The following is a 16,675-nucleotide window of genomic DNA, read 5'->3' as shown; positions in this document are numbered from 1 at the left end:
TACGCAGCGTGCTGAGACCCGCCTAAGAACACACGCAGAACTCACAAAGGATTTCTCACTCGGGACCCCGCGCGACCGGCGCGTTCCAGCGCCGCCAGAGCGCGACCATCCTGACGGAAACCACGACGGCGGCCGCGACGACGGTCACCGGGCCGCCGGGCAGTCGCACAGCGTGACCGACGGCGACGAGCGCCGAGCCGGCCAGCGCGGCCACGGCGTAGATCTCCTTCCGCAGGACGAGCGGGATTTCCCGGAGCAGCAGATCCCGCACGGCCCCGCCACCGATGCCGGTCGTCATCCCGATCAGACACGCGGCGTAGACGGTGGCGCCGGCGTTGAGCGCGATGGTCGTCCCGGCGGTGGCGAAGACACCGAGCCCGAGCGCGTCGGCCAGGAGAACGCCCCGCCGCAGCCGCGCGACCTGCGGGTGGAAGACGAAGACGGCCAGCGCGGTCCCGGCGCAGACGGCGAGGTAGGGCCAGTTCCGCAGCGTCGTGGGCGGGTGGATGCCGAGCAGGACGTCCCGGATGACCCCGCCGCCGAGAGCGGTGGTGAGCCCGACCACGACGACGCCGAAGACATCGAGCCGCGCCCGCACCGCGGCGAGCGCCCCGGACGCGGCGAAGGCGACGAGCCCGACGAACTCCAGCGCCGTGAGCAGCATTTATTGGTCGAGCAGCCCACCGCGGTAGGCCAGCAGAGCGGCCTGCACCCGGTTGGCGGCCCCGATCTTGGAGAGCACGGCGGAGACGTACCCCTTGACGGTGGCCTCCGAGAGGTGCAGCCGCCCCCCGATCTCGGCGTTGGAGAGGCCCTGCCCGATGAGCGCGACGACCTCGCGTTCCCGTTCGGACAGCGACGCGAGCAGCTTCCGGGCGGGCTGAGCAGCGCGTTGTTCGTCCCGGTGGGACTGAACCATCCGCGCGGCCACCCCCGGATCCAGCACGGCGCCCCCGCGCGCAAGGTCCCGGACGGCCCTGAGCAGCGCCGCGGGATCGATGTCCTTGAGGAGGAAGCCGTTGGCCCCGAGCCGCAGAGCGAGACTGACGTACTCGTCGATGTCGAAGGTGGTCAGCATGGCCACGGTGGGCGGATCCGGAAGGGCGAGGATGGCCCGGAGAGCACGAATGCCGTCGTCAGGGGCCCGCATCTTGATGTCGAGCAGGGCAACATCGGGGTGGTACCGCCGGGCGACCTCCACCGCGGATCTGCCATCGCTCGCCTCGCCCACGATCTCGATGTCCTGGGCCCCGGACATCATCGCGCGCAACCCCGAGCGCACCAGTTCCTCGTCGTCGGCGAACATGAGCTTGATCAACGAAGCCCTCCGCAACAGCCGGTGGGAGCGGCTCCCCGCGTCCCGTTAACGAAGGTTACCTACTGTTGTTCAGCAGTTCGAAACCAGACACGACCAGGTGAGGCACTGGTCCGTCCAGGTCAGGTCGGGTCCGCCGTCCGGCTGGGTGTATCCGCGATGTGGGAGACCCGTGAGAACCACTCACCTGGGTGACGACGAGAGTCGGGCGACCTCTTCGAACACTTCGGCCAGTTCGGCGATCCCCACCCGGTCCGGGTGACCCGAAGTGGTGATCGCTTCCGCCAAGTGCGCACGTTCGTCGGCGGGCACCTCGGCCAGCGTCGAAGCCGTCGCTTCCGGCCCGGCCGTCTCCAAGAGAACGAGGAACTGTTCGGTGACGCCGAGCAGCCCCTCACGGGCATCGAGGTCTTCGAGAGCCAGTTCTCCGCGCTCGACCAGCCACTGCGTCGCAATCGGACCCAATGCCGGGTCGACGCGTAGACCGTGGAGCACCGCGTCGCCGTCGTCGGACAGGGAATCGACGAGGATCCGGAGCATGACGGACGCCCGCGTGCGGAACGGGCACCTGCGGACGGCGTCCAGCAGCATCGGCAGTCCCGTGTCCCGGCCACCGTGCGCCGCCAGCCAGCCGTCGATCTCCGCTCCCGCCCAGTCTTCACTGAAGTGCTCCGAGACCCCGCCCAGGATGGCGGCGGGAGAGGCGCCGGCAAGCTCACCCACCAGTGGCGCGAAACGGCCTTCTTGCAGCAGCCGTTCCCGGACCGCCCAGGTCCCCAGCGGAGTGAGGGAGACCATCTCGAGCGAAGGCGCATCGGGAGCGGCCCGCAAGCGAGGCCTCGTGGTCAGCTCGACCGCTCCGAATTCGGCCAGGACGACGAGCAACCGGCGGAACTCGCCCATGAGCCCGTCTCGCCAGATCGCCTCGATCGACGGTTCGAGATCGACATAGACACTTTCGGCACAGGCCAGCCAGACACTCTCGGCGAGCCGGGCCACGGGCATCGGCTCGGGCAGGCCGTAAACCGCGTTGAGCACGTCCGGCAGCACGAAGTCGAGACAGTCGTCGAGCAACAGGGCGTAGTCGGGGCCCCAGCCGCTGTCCTTGACCAGCAGACCCCGGCCGGGAAGCGCGTCGAACGCCGTCCTCCACAGGGCGAGGGCGTTGTGGAGTAGTGGCGCCGCCTTCGCCACGCGGACCAGCTTGCCCTTGACGACCCGCACGATCCGCACGCGCTTCGCGAGTTCGAACAGGATGGCGAGGTTCGGCAGATCGGCACTGCTGCGGACCGGCTGGACCTCGCCACCCAGATCCCACTCGAGCCGATCACCGGTGTCCAGCAGCGGCACGAGCTGGCGCGCATCGGCGAGCTTCAGGGCACCGGTGCCGGTCAGCGCCCGGCCGTCACCCACCCACTCGACGAAGTTCCGCAGCTTGACCACGAGCGAAGAGCGCTCGGCGGCAGCGGCGAGTTCCGCCTCCGCAGGCAACGACACCGGCAGCTGCGGAAGCGCCCGTCCGGTCCGCTCACCGAGGTGCTTGCCGGCAAGCCCGGCGACCAGTTCGGCGTCGTACGGGTGCTGTCCCGCCCGCACCTCGGCGAGAAAGGCATTCATGGCCTCGGAGTCCGCGGGATCGACCCCGTTCCGCATGGCGGTCATCACCCAGTACTTGGCAATGCCGAAGTTGCGTTCATCGGCCATGGCGGCCGGAAACTCGGCCGCTGCCTCCCCGACGGCGTCCTCGAGCTCGGCGAGTGAGTCGCCGGCGGGATCGGCCAGCTCGGTCGCGTGCAGGTACCGGAGGAACAGGCGCAAGGTCTCGGGAAAGAGCACGGCGTCGTCGGCCTCGGCGGACAGAGTGCGCGGAGCGTAGGAGAGGAGGAAGTCCCGAACCAGCGCGGCAGTCCAGTAAGCGAGCCGCCCGTCAACCGAGGTGTGCCGGAACTCCAACGCCGACACGACGGCATACGGATCGACCTCCCACCCCTGCGCGGCCGCCCGGCCGGAGAAGCGCCGGACCAGCAGATCTTGCCCCGACTCGTAACCCTCGTGGTCGTCCTCGTCGTAGTAGGTCCGCACCCCGGCTCCCGTCTTGTCGACCGCCGAACACGGTAGCGCCGAGAACGACCCCGGCCGTGCCGGGATGACTCCCCCCGCCAATCGCCGCACCTCAGTTCACCACAACGAGTAACGCATCGTCACCGATCGCAGTATCGGTCCTGGGAGCTCGGCGCTCGTCCGCAGGCCCCACCACCCGGTGTGGCAACTGTCGGGTAACCTGTCCGAGGTAAGCAGGCCCTCGTAGCTCAGGGGATAGAGCACCGCTCTCCTAAAGCGGGTGTCGCAGGTTCGAATCCTGCCGGGGGCACAACAGCAACGACACAGGCTCTACTTTCAAGGTACACGTGTGCGTCCTACGCCCGTACGACAAACCGGACGGGCCTCAGCAGTAGCTCACGAGCCGCGTCAAGGTCCGCCAGCCGGGTTGCCAGCGTGGCCATCGCCAGGCGATGCGGCAGCGCATCGGAGAACTTCAGGCCGGCCAGTGCCCGCTCATCCACATCGGGCAAGCAGATGCGGTCGAGCGTCTCTTGTATGCCCGCGTTCCAGGATTCACGAGTCAAGTCCGCGCGCCCCTTGGGCCAAGGCGAAGCTGTCCCCGCTGACGCCCGGTGTCAACCAACGCGCTCGGCCGCCCCCATCAGTCCCCTCAACAAAACAGCGGCGACGCTTCCAATCGATCCAAGTCACTTTCCAACTCCGACCCCCAACAAGAGCAAACGGGGTCCATCCACATTTTCGGTTAGCAACCGCGCCTGAACTTGCGTTCGGTCCTCTGGGCCGATGAACATCAGATGTCCGTCGCGCTCGATGAATTCTTCGTCCAGAAGATGACGAAGAATAGGCTCGTTGCGCCGATCGAACGGCACATGGCTGTTCCACGCCTGCCCCCATTCGTCCCCGATCGCATGCTCCTGCAGGCACAGGGCGAAGAGCTGCTGAGCGACGAACACCCGGACGCCTCACGCATAGTCGCCAATGCCTGCTGTCACATTACGTAGTTACCTGCCGCGGTGCTGCGAGCCGCTCGGTGGCGACAGTGATCACCTGAATTCGGCCGCGCTGATCAGATGCCTGCCCGGTCGATGCGCTCGATGAGGCTGGGTTTGCGCGCGTGTGTCTGCCGCAGTGCGTTGACGCGGGAGGCGAACACGTCGTCGCGGTCCTCGCGCTCGGCGAGCGCTTGGAGATCGGTGAGCAGAGTGATCGCGGCGTCGTAATCGGCCGGTTTGCGGGTGGCGATCAGCGCGTCGACACGCGACCACGCGGCGTCTCCTTCGTCGGCAAGCCTGTCGAGTCGTCGCTCGCGAGCCCGGGACCGGGCTTGTTCCCGGTGTGCCTCTTCGTCGGCACGTTCGAGGGCCAGGCGACGCTCGCGGTCGGCCCGCCGGCGCGCTGTGGCGTCGAGCAGGTCGGCCACGGTCCGGCGGACCGGGCGGGTGATGGCCGGAGCGGTGTCATCGCGGTAGCGGCGCAGCACCTCCATCCGCACCCGCCTGGCCTCTCCCAGCACGACCCGGGCCAGGAGCCGGTCCTTTTCGGCGGCAGGCAGACGGCTCACCCAGCCGGCGAGATCATCGGGATTTTCGGTGGTGTCCTCCAGCGGCGGAGACGCCTCGGCCACTGTGGCGAGGAGGTCGTCGTCGACGCGCAGGAAGTCCGCGAGCGCTCGCTGCGACGCAGTGAGAGTGCTCAACCCGGCCGGAACCGGCGGTTCGAGATCGTCGTCGGCGTCGCGGTCGAAAACGTCCTCGTCGCGCTCCCAAGCGCCGTAGGCCGCCAGCCAGGCGAGGTAGAGCGGCCGGAGGTCACCCGCGGCGAGTTCCGCGCGAACTCCGACGATCCCCGATAGCAAGCTCTCGGGGTCGTAGTCGAAGTCGAACTCACCGACGTCGTCCTCGCTCGTGAAGTCGAGCACGATGAACTCGCCCGTGACCCAGGCGCTCGCCGCGTGGCCGACGCAGTAGTCCTCGACGACGTCCGGGTCAAGCAGATCACGGGGCAGGCGGAACATCACGTGGTGGGTACCCCAGTTCGCGACGTACAGATGCGCGTCGTAGTACCGCTCCATCAGACGGCGCGGGTCACCCTTGAAGTCGCCCCAGTGGTACTCGTTCACGAAGCTGGTGGCGCTGATCCTCGCCCGAGTGGACAGGGACCTGACCTCGGCTTGCTCGCCGTCGTCCAGTGGCCGGTCGATCGCCAGGAACTCGTAGTACTGATATTCGCTCACGGCTCGTCCAGTTCCTCGGCGCCGGTGAACGGCTTCGCCCGGAAACTCGAATCGTCGCCCAAGTGGAAAAACAGATGTCCCTCGATCGTGTCGTCGTCGACCAGGACCGCCCAGCCGCGGCCGCTGACCTGGTCGCCCTCGTCGACGCCTTCCCAGGAGAACTCGACGCCGGGCAGGCCGCCCCGCTCGACCGTGCGGCAGTCCAGCCAACCTTCGACAGCGATGAAGCCGAGCCGACCTGTACCGTCACGGGCGAATTCGATGAGACCCGGCTCGACCAGGTCGATCGCGTCACGATCCCAGCCGCTCATGCTGATGATGCGCCACCGGCCGAGCAGCCCGGCCGGGGGTTTCCGGACATTGCGTGCCACGAGGCGGCAGGGTAACGACCGCGGCTAGCATCGCCGACGAGCCCCACGACCTCCGAGAGCCGATGGATTTCGACGACCTTGACTTCCTGCGCCGCAACGACCCGGCGTGGCGGTTGCTGCGCGCCGACAACGCGCCGCTGGTGCTCGGGTTCCTCCGAAAGGTCTTCGTCGACGACAATGTCCGGTCGATTTCGGCCACCGAGCTGGCAGGCCGTCTCGACGACGAGCTGTACGCGCTCAACGAGCGGCTCGGCGAAGGCACCTTTCCCAAGGCGGCCAAGGCCTACCTGGACGACTGGGCGGCATCGGCGAACGGGTGGTTGCGCAAGTACTACCCGACCGGTTCCGATGAGGTGCACTTCGATGCGACTCCGGCGGTGGAGAAGGCGCTGGCCTGGGTCGATTCGCTCCAAGCGCGCTCATTCGTGGGTACCGAGTCGCGCCTGAACACGATCTTCGAGCTGCTGCGCCAGATGGCCTTCGGGGCGGAGACCGATCCGGATGTCCGGTTGGCGGAGCTGCGCCGGCGGCGCGCCGAGGTCGATACCGAGATCAATCGGGTGGCTGGCGGTGACTTCACTGTCCTCGACGGCTCGGCCCAGCGGGACCGCTACCAGCAGTTCGCCGCGACCGCGCGGGAGCTGCTGGCCGACTTCCGCGAGGTCGAGGCCAACTTCCGCGGGCTCGACCGGGAGCTTCGGGCACGCATCGCCGGCTGGGAGGGCAGCAAGGGGCAGCTGCTCGACGAGGTGGTCGGCAACCGGACCACCATCGCCGACTCGGACCAGGGACGCAGCTTTCAGGCGTTCTACGACTTCCTCCTGTCGCACGAGCGGCAAATCGAGCTCACCGAACTGCTCGAGAAGGTGCAGTCGCTGGACGCCGTCGGCGAACCCGACCCGCGCATGCGGCACATCCACTACGACTGGCTCGACGCGGCCGAACGCACCCAGGCGACCGTGCGATTGCTGTCGGAACAGCTGCGGCGGTTCCTCGACGACCAGGTGTGGCTGGAGAACCGCCGGGTGATGGACATCCTGCGCAGCATCGAGTCGTCGGCGCTCAAGCTCCGCGAGCACCCCGCGCCGGACCTCACCTGCGAACTCGACGGTACGGCCCCGGTCATCGCGTTGCCGATGGAACGTCCGCTCTACACCCCGAAGGAGAAGGTTCCGCTGGACAGCGCCGGCATCGCCGCGGCCGACGAGGACCTCGACGCCTCCGCGCTCTTCGAACAGGTGTACGTCGACCGTGAGCGACTGTGCGGCATCGTGCGTGGGGAACTGCGCGAACGTGCCCAGGTCGGGCTGGGCGACGTCCTGCGGCGGCGACCGCTCGAACAGGGCATGGCCGAGCTGGTCGGCTACCTTTCCTTGAGCGACCCGATCTTCCAAGTCGTCTTCGACGAGAAGACCCGTGAACAGGTGCGCTGGACCGACGACGCCGGCGTGGAGCGGGTCGCGACCATACCGAGGGTGACGTACACCCGCACCGCGAGCGGCAACGGTTCTGTCGGTGGGCGCCTTTAGCATGGGCGGCGTGTCCACATCGTTGCGCCGGGACGAGCTCGACCTGCCGCTGGTCATCACGCACCTCATGAAGGGGGTGGTCTACGCGGACAGCCACGAAAAAGCGTGGCGCCACCTGTTGCCCCTGCAAGCCCAGGTGCGTGATTACGTCGGTGTGATGGGCCTGACCGTCATCATCGATGAAGCGGAGGGTTACGCCTTCCTGCGCTCGAAGCCGGACGACGAGGAGGAAGACGGGAAACTACCGCGACTGATCCCGCGGCGCGCGCTGTCCTTCCACGTGAGCCTCATGCTGGCCCTGCTGAGGAAGAAACTCGCGGAGTTCGACGCGTCCGGCGCCGACACGCGACTGATCCTCACCCGGGAGCAGCTCGTCGAGATGGTGCGGATGTTCCTGCCCGAGAGCAGCAACGAGGCACGTCTGGTGGACCAGATCGACGCCCAGCTCACCAAGATCGTCGAGCTCGGTTTCCTGCGCCGGATCACCGGTCAGGAGGCCGCGTACGAGGTGCGGCGCATTCTCAAGGCGTTCGTGGACGGGCAGTGGCTGGCCGAGTTCGACCAGCGGCTCGCCGAGTACGCCGGGCAACTCGGCGGCAGAGAGGATCAAGACTGATGGGCGGCCTCTTCAGCGCGGCCGGACTCGACACCGAGGCGGCCGAGCTCGCCGGTTACCGGCTGGAGCGCCTCGAGGTCTACAACAACTGGGGCACCTTCGACCAACGGGTGTGGACGTTCCATCCCGCGGGGCGCAACAGCCTGCTGACCGGCGACATCGGCTCGGGCAAGTCCACCATCGTCGACGCGATCACCACGTTGCTCCTGCCCGCCCATCGCATCTCCTACAACAAGGCGGCAGGGGCCGAGGCGAAGGAGCGGCACCTCCGCTCGTACGTCCTCGGTTACTACAAATCCGAGCGCAACGAGGCGACCGGCGCCTCGCGACCGGTCGGACTGCGAGACCGCCGGTCGTTCTCGGTCATCCTCGGTTCGTTCACCAACCGCGGCTACGACTCGACGGTCACCTTGGCCCAGGTGTTCTGGTTTCGCGACGCGTCCGTCGGTCAGCCGGACCGGTTCTACGCGACCGCCGACCGGGACTTGACGATCGCGGGCGACTTCGCCGGCTTCGGCGGGGACATCGCGGTGCTCAAGCGGAGGCTGCGCAAACAAGAAGTCCGCGTCCACGACCACTTTCCCGCTTACAGCAAGGACTTCTGCCGACGGCTCGGCATCGACTCCGAGCAGGCGATGGAACTGTTCCACCAGACCGTTTCGATGAAGTCGGTCGGCAACCTGAACGATTTCGTCCGCTCCCACATGCTGGAGCCGTTCGACGCCGCCGACTGGACCAATCGGCTGGTCGACCACTTCGAAGACCTGACCAAGGCGCACGAAGCGGTCCTCAAGGCACGTACCCAGCTCACCCTGCTGGAACCGCTGCTCGCCGAGTGTGACGCTTACGACGAGCTCGACGCGCGGATCACGGCCGGCAAGGCCGCGCGCGAAGCCCTTCGGTTCTACTGCGCGGATCGCAAGGCGGCCTTGCTCGGCGACCGGCTGACCGCGCTCGGCGATCAGATCAGTGCACAGCAGAATGCTCTCGCGGGCGCGGAGATCGAACTGGACCGGCTGCGCCGGAAGGAGCGGGACCTTGAGATCCAGCGCGCCGGCCGCGGTGGCGACCGGATCAGCCAGCTCGAAGCCGAGATCGCCGCCGAGGAGAAGGAACGCGACCGGCGGAAGGAACAGGACGACCGCTATCGAGCACTCCTGACCGCAGCCCGCCTGCCCGCGGTCGCCGACCCTGCGCAGTTCACCGCCCGGCAGCGTGCCGTTGCCGAAATGCGGGGTTCTCTCGACCAGGAACAGGCCGATCTGCAGAACCAGCTCACGGACCTCACCGTCGAACGCCGCGATCTCGATGCCGAAGCCGCGGAGCTCAACACGGAGCTGCTGAGCTTGCGGGAGCGGCGCAGCAACATTCCCAAACGCAGCCTGGACGTGCGGGAGGCACTGTGCGCCGCCCTGCGGGTCGACTCTGCCGAGCTGCCCTTCGCCGGCGAGCTCATCCAGGTGCGCGCGGACTGCGCCGCCTGGGAAGGCGCCGCCGAGCGCCTGCTGCACAGCTTCGGGTTGTCGATGCTGGTCTCCAGCGAGCACTACGACGCCGTTTCCGAGTGGATCAATGACCGGCACCTCGGTATCAAGCTCGTCTACTACCGGGTGCCCGAACGGCTGGGACAAACTCCGTCCCCGCCGCTGTCGGAGCAATCATTGTTCACCAAGCTGGAGATCAAGGACTCGCCGTTTTCGGCGTGGCTGGATCGTGAGCTGACCCACCGCGCCGACTACGAGTGCGTGGACACCATGACCGGCTTCCGGCGGGCCGCGAAGGCCATCACCCGGGCCGGGCAGGTCAAGGGTGCTCGCGGCAGGCACGAAAAGGACGACGCCCGCCGGATCGACGACCGCCGGCACTACGTACTGGGCTGGGACAACCAGGCCAAGATCGACGCGCTGCTCGACCAGGCGAATCGTCTTCAGCTTCAGCTGCGTGGCCTGGACGGCCGGACGCAGACGGTCAAAACCGAGCTGAGCGCCAAGGGCAAACTCGCCACCACGCTGACCATGCTGGAACAGTTCGGCGGGTTCACCGAGATCGACTGGCAGGCGTCGGTGAACCGCATTGCCGAACTCGCCGGCGAAAAGAGCCGCCTGGAACAGCAGTCGGACGAGCTGAAACGGCTGACCGCCGAACTGGAAGCCGCCGGCAGGCAGATCAAGGCGGCAGAAGAGGCCAAAGGGGCGGCCCAGACAGAGCTCGGAAATCTTGGTGGCCAGCGCAAAGCCGCGGAAAAGCAGCTACGCGAAACGAAGACCATGCTGGACGAGCCGGCGGCTGCGACCACGCGAGCGTCTTTTCCTCTCGTTGCCCAGCGCGTCGGTTCCAGAAGCCTGGCCACTCCGGAAGACTGCGACGCGTGCCGCATCGAGGTGAACGACGAGATCACCACGGAGATCGATCGGCTCACCGGCAGGCAGAACAAGGTCGCGGCGCGGATCGTCGGAAAGATGAGCGACTTCCGCAAGGCGTACCCGCTGGAAACCGAGGAGTTCGACAACTCGATTCAGTCCGTGGGCGAATACCGCGCGCTGCACGACCGGATAGCGTCCGACGACCTGCCCCGGTTCGAGGCCGAGTTCAAGACCTACCTCAACACCAACACCATCCGCGACATCGCGGGATTCCATTCGCAGCTGACCAAGCAGGCCGAGCTGATCAAGCAGCGGATCGAGACCATCAACGACTCGCTGGTCGACATCGACTACAACCCCGGCCGGTTCATCCGGCTCGAGCCGCATCCCACGGTGAACGTCGAAATCCGTGACTTTCGGAAGGATCTTCGGGAGTGCACCAGCGGATCGCTCGGCGGCGACGACTCGAACCAGTACTCCGAGCAGAAGTTCCTCCAGGTGAAGTCCCTGATCGAACGGTTCCGCGGGCGCGAAGGGCAAACCGAACCGGACCGGCAGTGGACCCGCCGGGTCACCGACGTGCGCAATTGGTTCACGTTCTCTGCCTCCGAGCGGTGGCGCGCCGACGACACCGAGCACGAGAACTACACCGACTCAGGCGGCAAGTCGGGCGGCCAGAAGGAGAAACTCGCCTACACGATCCTCGCTGCCTCGCTGGCCTACCAGTTCAAGCTCGACTGGGGCGTGAGCAAGTCGAAGACGTTCCGGTTCGTCGTCATCGACGAGGCGTTCGGCCGCGGTTCCGACGAGTCGACCCGCTTCGCGCTCGGCCTCTTCCAGCGGCTCGGGCTGCAACTGCTGATCGTGACGCCGTTGCAGAAGATCCACGTCATCGAGCCGTACGTCGCCGCGGTCGGGTTCGTGGACAACAAGACCGGTGACAGCTCGCGGTTGCAGACCCTGACCATCGAGGAATACCAGCAACGCCAGCTCGCGCACGCTCTCGGCGCCGCATCCGATCAGGGCGCGTGACGCGGTGCCGACCGGCTGGACCACGCCCGGTGACGTGCTGGGGAAACTGCGGCGACGATGGGATCGCGGCGAGTTCCTGGCCCAGCTCGCCGCAGGAAACCCATGGGAACCGCTGGCGATCGGATTGCGGGGTCCGAGCGCTCAGGACACCGCTGAGCACCTCGACCGCGCACGCGCTTGGATAGACCAGTGGCAGCGGCTCAGGCACCTTCGTGTCGAGACGAGAACGGTCGGCGGCCGGGTCGCCGGAACGAACGAGATCCCCAGCCGGATCTGGGTCGACTCCTACGAACAGCTGTGGGCTTTTCTCGGCGTGCGGCCGGACGTGCGCGCGTTCACCACCCTCCTGGAAGCGACGCGGTCCCGGGCCCCGGTCGTCGCGGACTGGATGTCCGCCAAGCCGATGGAAGTGCTCAAGCACCGGGATGAGTGGCCCCGGCTGGTCGACACCGCGTTGTGGATCGAGGCTCATGCACGTCCTGACATGTACGTCCGGCAGGTCGACGTGCCCGGCGTCGACACCAAGTTCATCGAGCGGCTCCGCACTATTCTGGCTGCGCTCCTGGACTGCCTGCTCCCGGAACACCGCATCGACCGCACGTGCCCACCGTCGGACTTCGCCGGCCGGTACCTTTTCCGCAAGAAGCCCGCGTACGTCCGGTTCCGCCGCTTGTCCGCCGGTCACGGATTCAGCGAGGTGGCCGTGCGGGTGCCCGAACTGGCCGCGGCGCCGCCCGCGGAACGCACGGTGTTCGTCGTGGAGAACGAAATCACCTACCTGGCGTTCCCACCCGTCGAGAACGCGATCGTGATCTTCGGCGAGGGATATGCGGCTTCCCGGCTGCAGCCACTCGAGTGGCTGGCCGGCAAGAATCTCATCTACTGGGGTGACATCGACACCCACGGCTTCGCGATCTTGAACCGGGTTCGCCGCTCGTTCGAAGACACCCGGTCCATGCTCATGGACCGGGCCACGCTCCTAGCCCATGAGGGACAATGGGTCAGCGAACCCAATCCCACCAGCGAACACCTCGAAGCGCTCTTGCCGGATGAGGCAAGCCTCTACACCGATCTCGTGGAAGATGTGCTGGGCAGATCCGTGCGGTTGGAGCAGGAACGCGTCTCGTACGCAGCCATCCAAGGTGCCTACCGTTGTTACACTGAGTAACTCTTCGGCATGCTCGGCCAGCCACCTCACTACATGCAATCAATTCTGGGACGCTCTGGACCATACCCATCGATCGGCGCCGGGCCGTCGATGCCGTGATCGCTGCGCTCACCGCAGTAGGGATTACGGCTGCAACGTGGACGGTTTCACCTGCTCGCCGCCGATCGGATTGTGGCGGCCGCCCGCGAAGTGCTCCGCGAGCAAGGCTGGAGCTGGCTCGATCTCCGTGGCCATCTGCACCTTTCCGGCCCAGGTGTCCTCGTCGATACCGCAGTCCCTGCAGCACCTGACTTCCCACGCCCGGTCGACCTGTTCGCCGGCAAGGTCACACTAGAAGTTGTCTGCGCCCTGCTTCTCAACCCGAAACATCCAGGTTGCGTCCGCCAACTCGCACGGGAACTCCGCCGGTCACCCAGTTCGGTCTCTGCTGCGATGAACTCTCTACGAGAGGCTCAGCTCATCGATTCCGACAGTCTTCCGGTCACTCCGGAGCTGTTCTGGGAGACGGCGAGCGCCTGGCGACCAGCACGAACAACGGTGGCGCGTGTGGCGCTCCTTGACGACCCCACGATCGCAAGTGCGTTGCACACTGGCTGGGATGAGCCGACGACCGGCGTCGGCTGGGCCTTGACAGACACGATGGCTGCTGCCGCCTTCGGCGCTCCCGCTGGCGTCCGGACCGACTATCCGTCAGACTTCTATGTCCCCGACGCGACGACGGCCCACCGGGCCGAAGCCCTCTTGGGCGTGCCGACATCGGAAGCCGCTCGCGGGGCGACCATCCGGATCGCGCCGGTGCCTCAGGTGTGTTCCTTGAGGTTTCCAGCATCGCCAGACGGGCCACCGTGGCCGCTGGCACATCCACTTTTCGTGGCTCTCGATCTGGCCGCCGACCCCGGCCGCGGCCGGGAGATCCTCGAAGGCTGGAACCCACCGCAAGAGGTAGCGCGTGTCTGGTGACCAACCCCGGGTAACGGACCTCTTCGGTCCGGTCACGACGTCGCTGGTCGAGGCGCTCCCGGAGATCGAGCGGCGACTCGATCGGAGAATCACCCGTGGTCGGCGGCCTCGCCGTCCTGTCCCGTCTCGGTTCCGCCGCGCATCGGGTGACCAGTGATGTCGACACGGTCAACCGACGGCTCGGCGGCGAACCAGGCCAGCTCGATCTCCTGCTCGCCACCGGGGCGACCGCAATCGACGAATCGGGCGCAATGGTCACCACGCATCCATTACTACCAACTTCACGGCGACTATCAAGCGCGCGTCAGCCAGAAACAGACAATCCAACCACGGGGATTTCTCCGGCCGTGGTGGGCTGTCGCTGGGGCAGCTCACCACGGTTGGTCTTGAACGAGGACCGGGCCACAAAGCCCTACCTCGCTGATCGGCGACCACCCTGCCGGCGACGTTCAGCAAAGTGGGGCCCGGGCCAGGTCTATTCCCACCCTTCGCCAGTCCCGCGGAGCTCGAATGGTTCTCCGCATTCCCGCGCCCTCAGATCGAGTCGAAGAAGCTAGTGTGCACGGTGACCTGCTCGACCAGTTCGGTGGAGATGCCCAGTTTGTGCTCGCGAAGGAGCTCCACCAGTTCCTCGCCGTCGATGAGGTCGAGCGGTGGAGCGCCGTCGCGGGTGGCTTCTGCACGAGCCGCCGAGGTGAACGTTCCGGTGGTGATGAGCAAGCCCTTCTCGCCTCGGCCGATCATTGCTCCGCGGAAGTCGCGGACCTGTGAAGATCCGACCGAACCGACATAGCGCTTGCATTGGAAGAAGACGGGGAACGAGACCAGCGACATGCGGTAGGTCCCCACGCCGTCGATCCCGCCGTCGCCGGTGCGGCCGGTGACGGCGACGTTGATGAATCCGGCTTGGCGCAGGAGGCGTTGGCATAGCCGCTCGAAAGCGTCCGGCTTCATCGCTTGGAGCGCGGCCAGCGCCGTAGCCTGCCAGGCGTGTTCGGCATCGTCGTCGCCATCGAGAACGGCCTCGACCTCGTCGGCTGTGTCGGCGGAGAAGGACGCGCCCTCCGGCACGGCGCTCTTCTTACGATCACGCGCGTGCATCACGCGGCGGCGCTTGACCTCCGCCTCGTCGACTTCCTTGCCGTCCTTGGTCAGCGCCCACACGCCACGGCTGACGGTTTCGACCAGACCGCGTTTCTTCGCCATCGTGCGAGCCCAGCGCAACCGGTACGGAAGCTCCAGCCCGTTGCGACCGTCCAATTGCTGCTGTTCATCGGTGAAGCCTTCGAGCTCGGCGACCTTGTCGTCTATCTCGTCGATCCGCCCCGAGCCGCCCAGCTCTCGCAGCGCGCACACGACCGGCCAGACCAGCGAGCGCGCCGACGGAATCTCCACGTCTGTACCTGCGATGGTCACCGATCAAGCTTCCCGGTTCCTCGATCCTCCAGTGCGGTCGTCCATCGTCGCACGGGTGCTCACCGGTCCTCCGCCCACCGGGCCCCGTACACCAGCCCGGGGGTGAGGTGGCGGAACTGCAGGTGGACCTCCCCCGCCGCGTCCACCTGCAGCTTTCGTCCCCGGTAGCCCGGGTCCTGGACGTCCCTCTCGAACGCTCCGTCCAGTGCCAGTACCTCCGGTGGGGCCTTCTTTCCGAACCGCAGGCGCAGATCGAATACTTCGCACCGGTGCCGGGGGACGAAGACCATCCGGGACGGCGGCTCCACCGGGAACACCGCCGCGAACTCCCACGAGCCGCCGCGGGGTAGGGGTGCTGGTAGGTCCATTGTTCCCGAAGAAGACAGCTTTCCGCCGTACAGCACCATGCCCTCCGTCGAAGGAACCGCCAGGTCGAACGTCCGGAGTCCGTCCTGGTCGGCCACCACTCGGTGTTGCTCGAACACGCACGGTTCCTCGATCACCAGCGCCAGCGTCAACGATGCCGTGTGCCAGCGGCCCGGGGCCGGCGGGGACAGCGGTGTGGCCAGCTCGGCCAGCAACTCGATCGCCTCGTCCACGCGGCGGCGGACCGTGCGCGGGTCCCGGTCGACGCGCTCTGCCGCCCACTTGACTCTTTCCTGGTACAGCGGCTGGCGGGCCTCCGGTGTGATCGCGAAGGCCGCCAACGCCGCCAAGCGGAGGTCCTCCGGCAACTGCTCCGCCAGCTCCGACAGCCTGCCGGACACCTTGGCGCGGATCGCCACCATTCCGTCCGCTTCCACCACTCCGCACGCCGCCCGCAGGCACGGGCCCACCCGGTCGTGGAGCCTGCTCGCCTGCAAGCCGCGGCCCTTCCGCACCGTCTTCAGCTCCGCCACCAGCTCAGCGCGCTCCACCGGCTTCTCCTTCAGTGCGTTTCCATGGCAACCCCTTTGCGCGCCCCCGTGCCGACAGGGTGCGGTCGGCCGGTGGACGGGAAGTGGACAGAACGTGCATCACCGAGGCGATCAGCGCCGTGCCCATGCGGACGCCGTCGCGGCTCAAATACGTGCGGAACGTTCCGATGCGGCCCAGCGCCTCCTCGTCCGCGTCGCCCAGGCCGAACGTCACCACCCGGGGACACCGCGGCCACGCCGGGTCCGCCAGCGACGCGTACGCCGACGGCCAGGTCACCGGGTCCGTCGGCTGGCCGTCGGACAGGAAGAACACCAGGGGGCGGTGGACGCGGACGCGGTGGCGGCGCAACACCGAGACCTCGCGGTCGATCTCGGCGCGCAGGAAGGTGAACACCGGCCCGAAGTTGCTGCCCGCGCACGGACCGGGTTCCGGCAGCTCAGCGAGGTCGTCCATCGGCAGCAGCGACTGGACCACCCGCGGCCGCTCGCCGAACCCCACCACGCTGCAGAACACGCGGCCGGCCACCGACGCGTCCGCGTGGACGGCGCCGCGGAACTCGCGCAACCCCGCGTTGAGCTCGTCGATGTGGTCGGTCATCGACAGCGAAACGTCGCAGGCCACGTAACACGGCAACACGTCGGACCCCATATTCGTTTCTCCTTCACCCCTGGTCGACCGGCGGAGTGTGCC

15 protein-coding genes and 1 tRNA gene are annotated in these 16,675 nt (G+C 67.2%); 5 read left to right on the top strand and 11 right to left on the bottom strand.

Annotation, left to right across the window (positions count from 1 at the left end; translation table 11 throughout):
- Nucleotides 1-55: 55 nt before the first annotated feature.
- From ACWEF6_RS10375 to ACWEF6_RS10365, 3 genes are all read right to left on the bottom strand, one after another.
- Nucleotides 56-664 (bottom strand): trimeric intracellular cation channel family protein, encoded by a 609-nt coding sequence (locus ACWEF6_RS10375; RefSeq protein ID WP_449682643.1) that lies wholly within the window; start codon nt 662-664, stop codon nt 56-58.
- A complete protein-coding gene (locus tag ACWEF6_RS10370; protein ID WP_003087851.1) occupies nt 665-1,318 on the bottom strand; it encodes a response regulator in 654 nt (217 codons plus the stop codon).
- A 180-nt stretch (nt 1,319-1,498) separates the two neighbouring features.
- A complete protein-coding gene (locus ACWEF6_RS10365; protein ID WP_449682642.1) occupies nt 1,499-3,397 on the bottom strand; it encodes a hypothetical protein in 1,899 nt (632 codons plus the stop codon).
- 216 nt (nt 3,398-3,613) lie between these two features.
- On the opposite strand from ACWEF6_RS10365, the gene ACWEF6_RS10360 reads away from it, so the two are divergent.
- Nucleotides 3,614-3,686: transfer RNA gene (locus ACWEF6_RS10360), tRNA-Arg, on the top strand.
- A 46-nt stretch (nt 3,687-3,732) separates the two neighbouring features.
- On the opposite strand, the gene ACWEF6_RS10355 is transcribed toward ACWEF6_RS10360, so the two are convergent.
- The 4 genes from ACWEF6_RS10355 to ACWEF6_RS10340 all read right to left on the bottom strand — a co-directional run bounded on the left by ACWEF6_RS10355 (nt 3,733) and on the right by ACWEF6_RS10340 (nt 5,983).
- Nucleotides 3,733-3,942 carry a hypothetical protein gene (locus ACWEF6_RS10355; RefSeq protein WP_449682641.1) on the bottom strand — a complete coding sequence of 70 codons (210 nt, stop codon included), beginning with the start codon at nt 3,940-3,942 and terminating at the stop codon, nt 3,733-3,735.
- Between the two features lie 123 nt (nt 3,943-4,065).
- On the bottom strand, nt 4,066-4,332 hold the full coding sequence (locus tag ACWEF6_RS10350) for a hypothetical protein (RefSeq protein WP_449682640.1): 267 nt from the start codon (nt 4,330-4,332) through the stop codon (nt 4,066-4,068).
- 113 nt (nt 4,333-4,445) lie between these two features.
- Complete coding sequence (locus ACWEF6_RS10345; protein WP_449682639.1) at nt 4,446-5,612, bottom strand: hypothetical protein; 1,167 nt, start codon at nt 5,610-5,612, stop codon at nt 4,446-4,448.
- On the bottom strand, nt 5,609-5,983 hold the full coding sequence (locus ACWEF6_RS10340; protein ID WP_449682638.1) for a hypothetical protein: 375 nt from the start codon (nt 5,981-5,983) through the stop codon (nt 5,609-5,611). Before ACWEF6_RS10340 ends, ACWEF6_RS10345 begins: the two co-directional genes overlap by 4 nt.
- A 62-nt stretch (nt 5,984-6,045) precedes the next feature.
- Here ACWEF6_RS10340 and ACWEF6_RS10335 point away from each other — a divergent pair, with 62 nt between their 5' ends.
- From ACWEF6_RS10335 to ACWEF6_RS10320, 4 genes are read left to right on the top strand one after another with little or no spacing between them, the layout of a single operon-like run.
- Nucleotides 6,046-7,512, top strand: coding sequence for a DUF3375 domain-containing protein (locus ACWEF6_RS10335; RefSeq protein ID WP_449682637.1), 1,467 nt, complete (start codon nt 6,046-6,048; stop codon nt 7,510-7,512).
- 10 nt (nt 7,513-7,522) lie between these two features.
- Entirely contained in the window at nt 7,523-8,128 is a 606-nt protein-coding gene (locus tag ACWEF6_RS10330) for a DUF4194 domain-containing protein (RefSeq protein WP_449682636.1), read from the top strand.
- The gene (locus ACWEF6_RS10325) at nt 8,128-11,523 is read left to right on the top strand and encodes an ATP-binding protein (protein ID WP_449682635.1); all 3,396 of its coding nucleotides are present in this window, start codon (nt 8,128-8,130) and stop codon (nt 11,521-11,523) included. The genes ACWEF6_RS10330 and ACWEF6_RS10325 overlap by 1 nt, the downstream gene beginning before the upstream one ends.
- A 4-nt stretch (nt 11,524-11,527) precedes the next feature.
- Nucleotides 11,528-12,691 carry a DUF3322 domain-containing protein gene (locus ACWEF6_RS10320; protein WP_449682634.1) on the top strand — a complete coding sequence of 388 codons (1,164 nt, stop codon included), beginning with the start codon at nt 11,528-11,530 and terminating at the stop codon, nt 12,689-12,691.
- 1,049 nt (nt 12,692-13,740) lie between these two features.
- Here ACWEF6_RS10320 and ACWEF6_RS10315 read toward each other — a convergent pair.
- The 4 genes from ACWEF6_RS10315 to ACWEF6_RS10300 all read right to left on the bottom strand — a co-directional run bounded on the left by ACWEF6_RS10315 (nt 13,741) and on the right by ACWEF6_RS10300 (nt 16,633).
- Entirely contained in the window at nt 13,741-13,917 is a 177-nt protein-coding gene (locus ACWEF6_RS10315; RefSeq protein ID WP_449682633.1) for a hypothetical protein, read from the bottom strand.
- A gap of 268 nt (nt 13,918-14,185) precedes the next feature.
- The gene (locus ACWEF6_RS10310; RefSeq protein ID WP_449682631.1) at nt 14,186-15,067 is read right to left on the bottom strand and encodes a restriction endonuclease; all 882 of its coding nucleotides are present in this window, start codon (nt 15,065-15,067) and stop codon (nt 14,186-14,188) included.
- A 59-nt stretch (nt 15,068-15,126) separates the two neighbouring features.
- Nucleotides 15,127-15,984 (bottom strand): hypothetical protein, encoded by an 858-nt coding sequence (locus ACWEF6_RS10305; RefSeq protein WP_449682630.1) that lies wholly within the window; start codon nt 15,982-15,984, stop codon nt 15,127-15,129.
- Nucleotides 15,971-16,633, bottom strand: a complete 663-nt coding sequence (locus ACWEF6_RS10300; RefSeq protein ID WP_449682629.1) for a vWA domain-containing protein — start codon at nt 16,631-16,633, stop codon at nt 15,971-15,973. The genes ACWEF6_RS10305 and ACWEF6_RS10300 overlap by 14 nt, the downstream gene beginning before the upstream one ends.
- Nucleotides 16,634-16,675: the final 42 nt, after the last annotated feature.

Source organism: Amycolatopsis sp. NPDC004772 (genome assembly GCF_053601215.1).
The sequence above is the reverse complement of the archived record's forward strand: the minus strand, read 5'-3'. Positions and strand labels throughout refer to the sequence as shown.

What these genes read in the sequence shown, in the direction of transcription:
- ACWEF6_RS10325 (WP_449682635.1), top strand. Translation starts at nt 8,128, where the DNA reads ATGGGCGGCCTCTTCAGCGCGGCCGGACTCGACACCGAGGCGGCCGAG.
- ACWEF6_RS10300 (WP_449682629.1), bottom strand. Translation starts at nt 16,633, where the DNA reads ATGGGGTCCGACGTGTTGCCGTGTTACGTGGCCTGCGACGTTTCGCTG.
- ACWEF6_RS10335 (WP_449682637.1), top strand. Translation starts at nt 6,046, where the DNA reads ATGGATTTCGACGACCTTGACTTCCTGCGCCGCAACGACCCGGCGTGG.
- ACWEF6_RS10315 (WP_449682633.1), bottom strand. Translation starts at nt 13,917, where the DNA reads ATGCGTGGTGACCATTGCGCCCGATTCGTCGATTGCGGTCGCCCCGGT.
- ACWEF6_RS10375 (WP_449682643.1), bottom strand. Translation starts at nt 664, where the DNA reads ATGCTGCTCACGGCGCTGGAGTTCGTCGGGCTCGTCGCCTTCGCCGCG.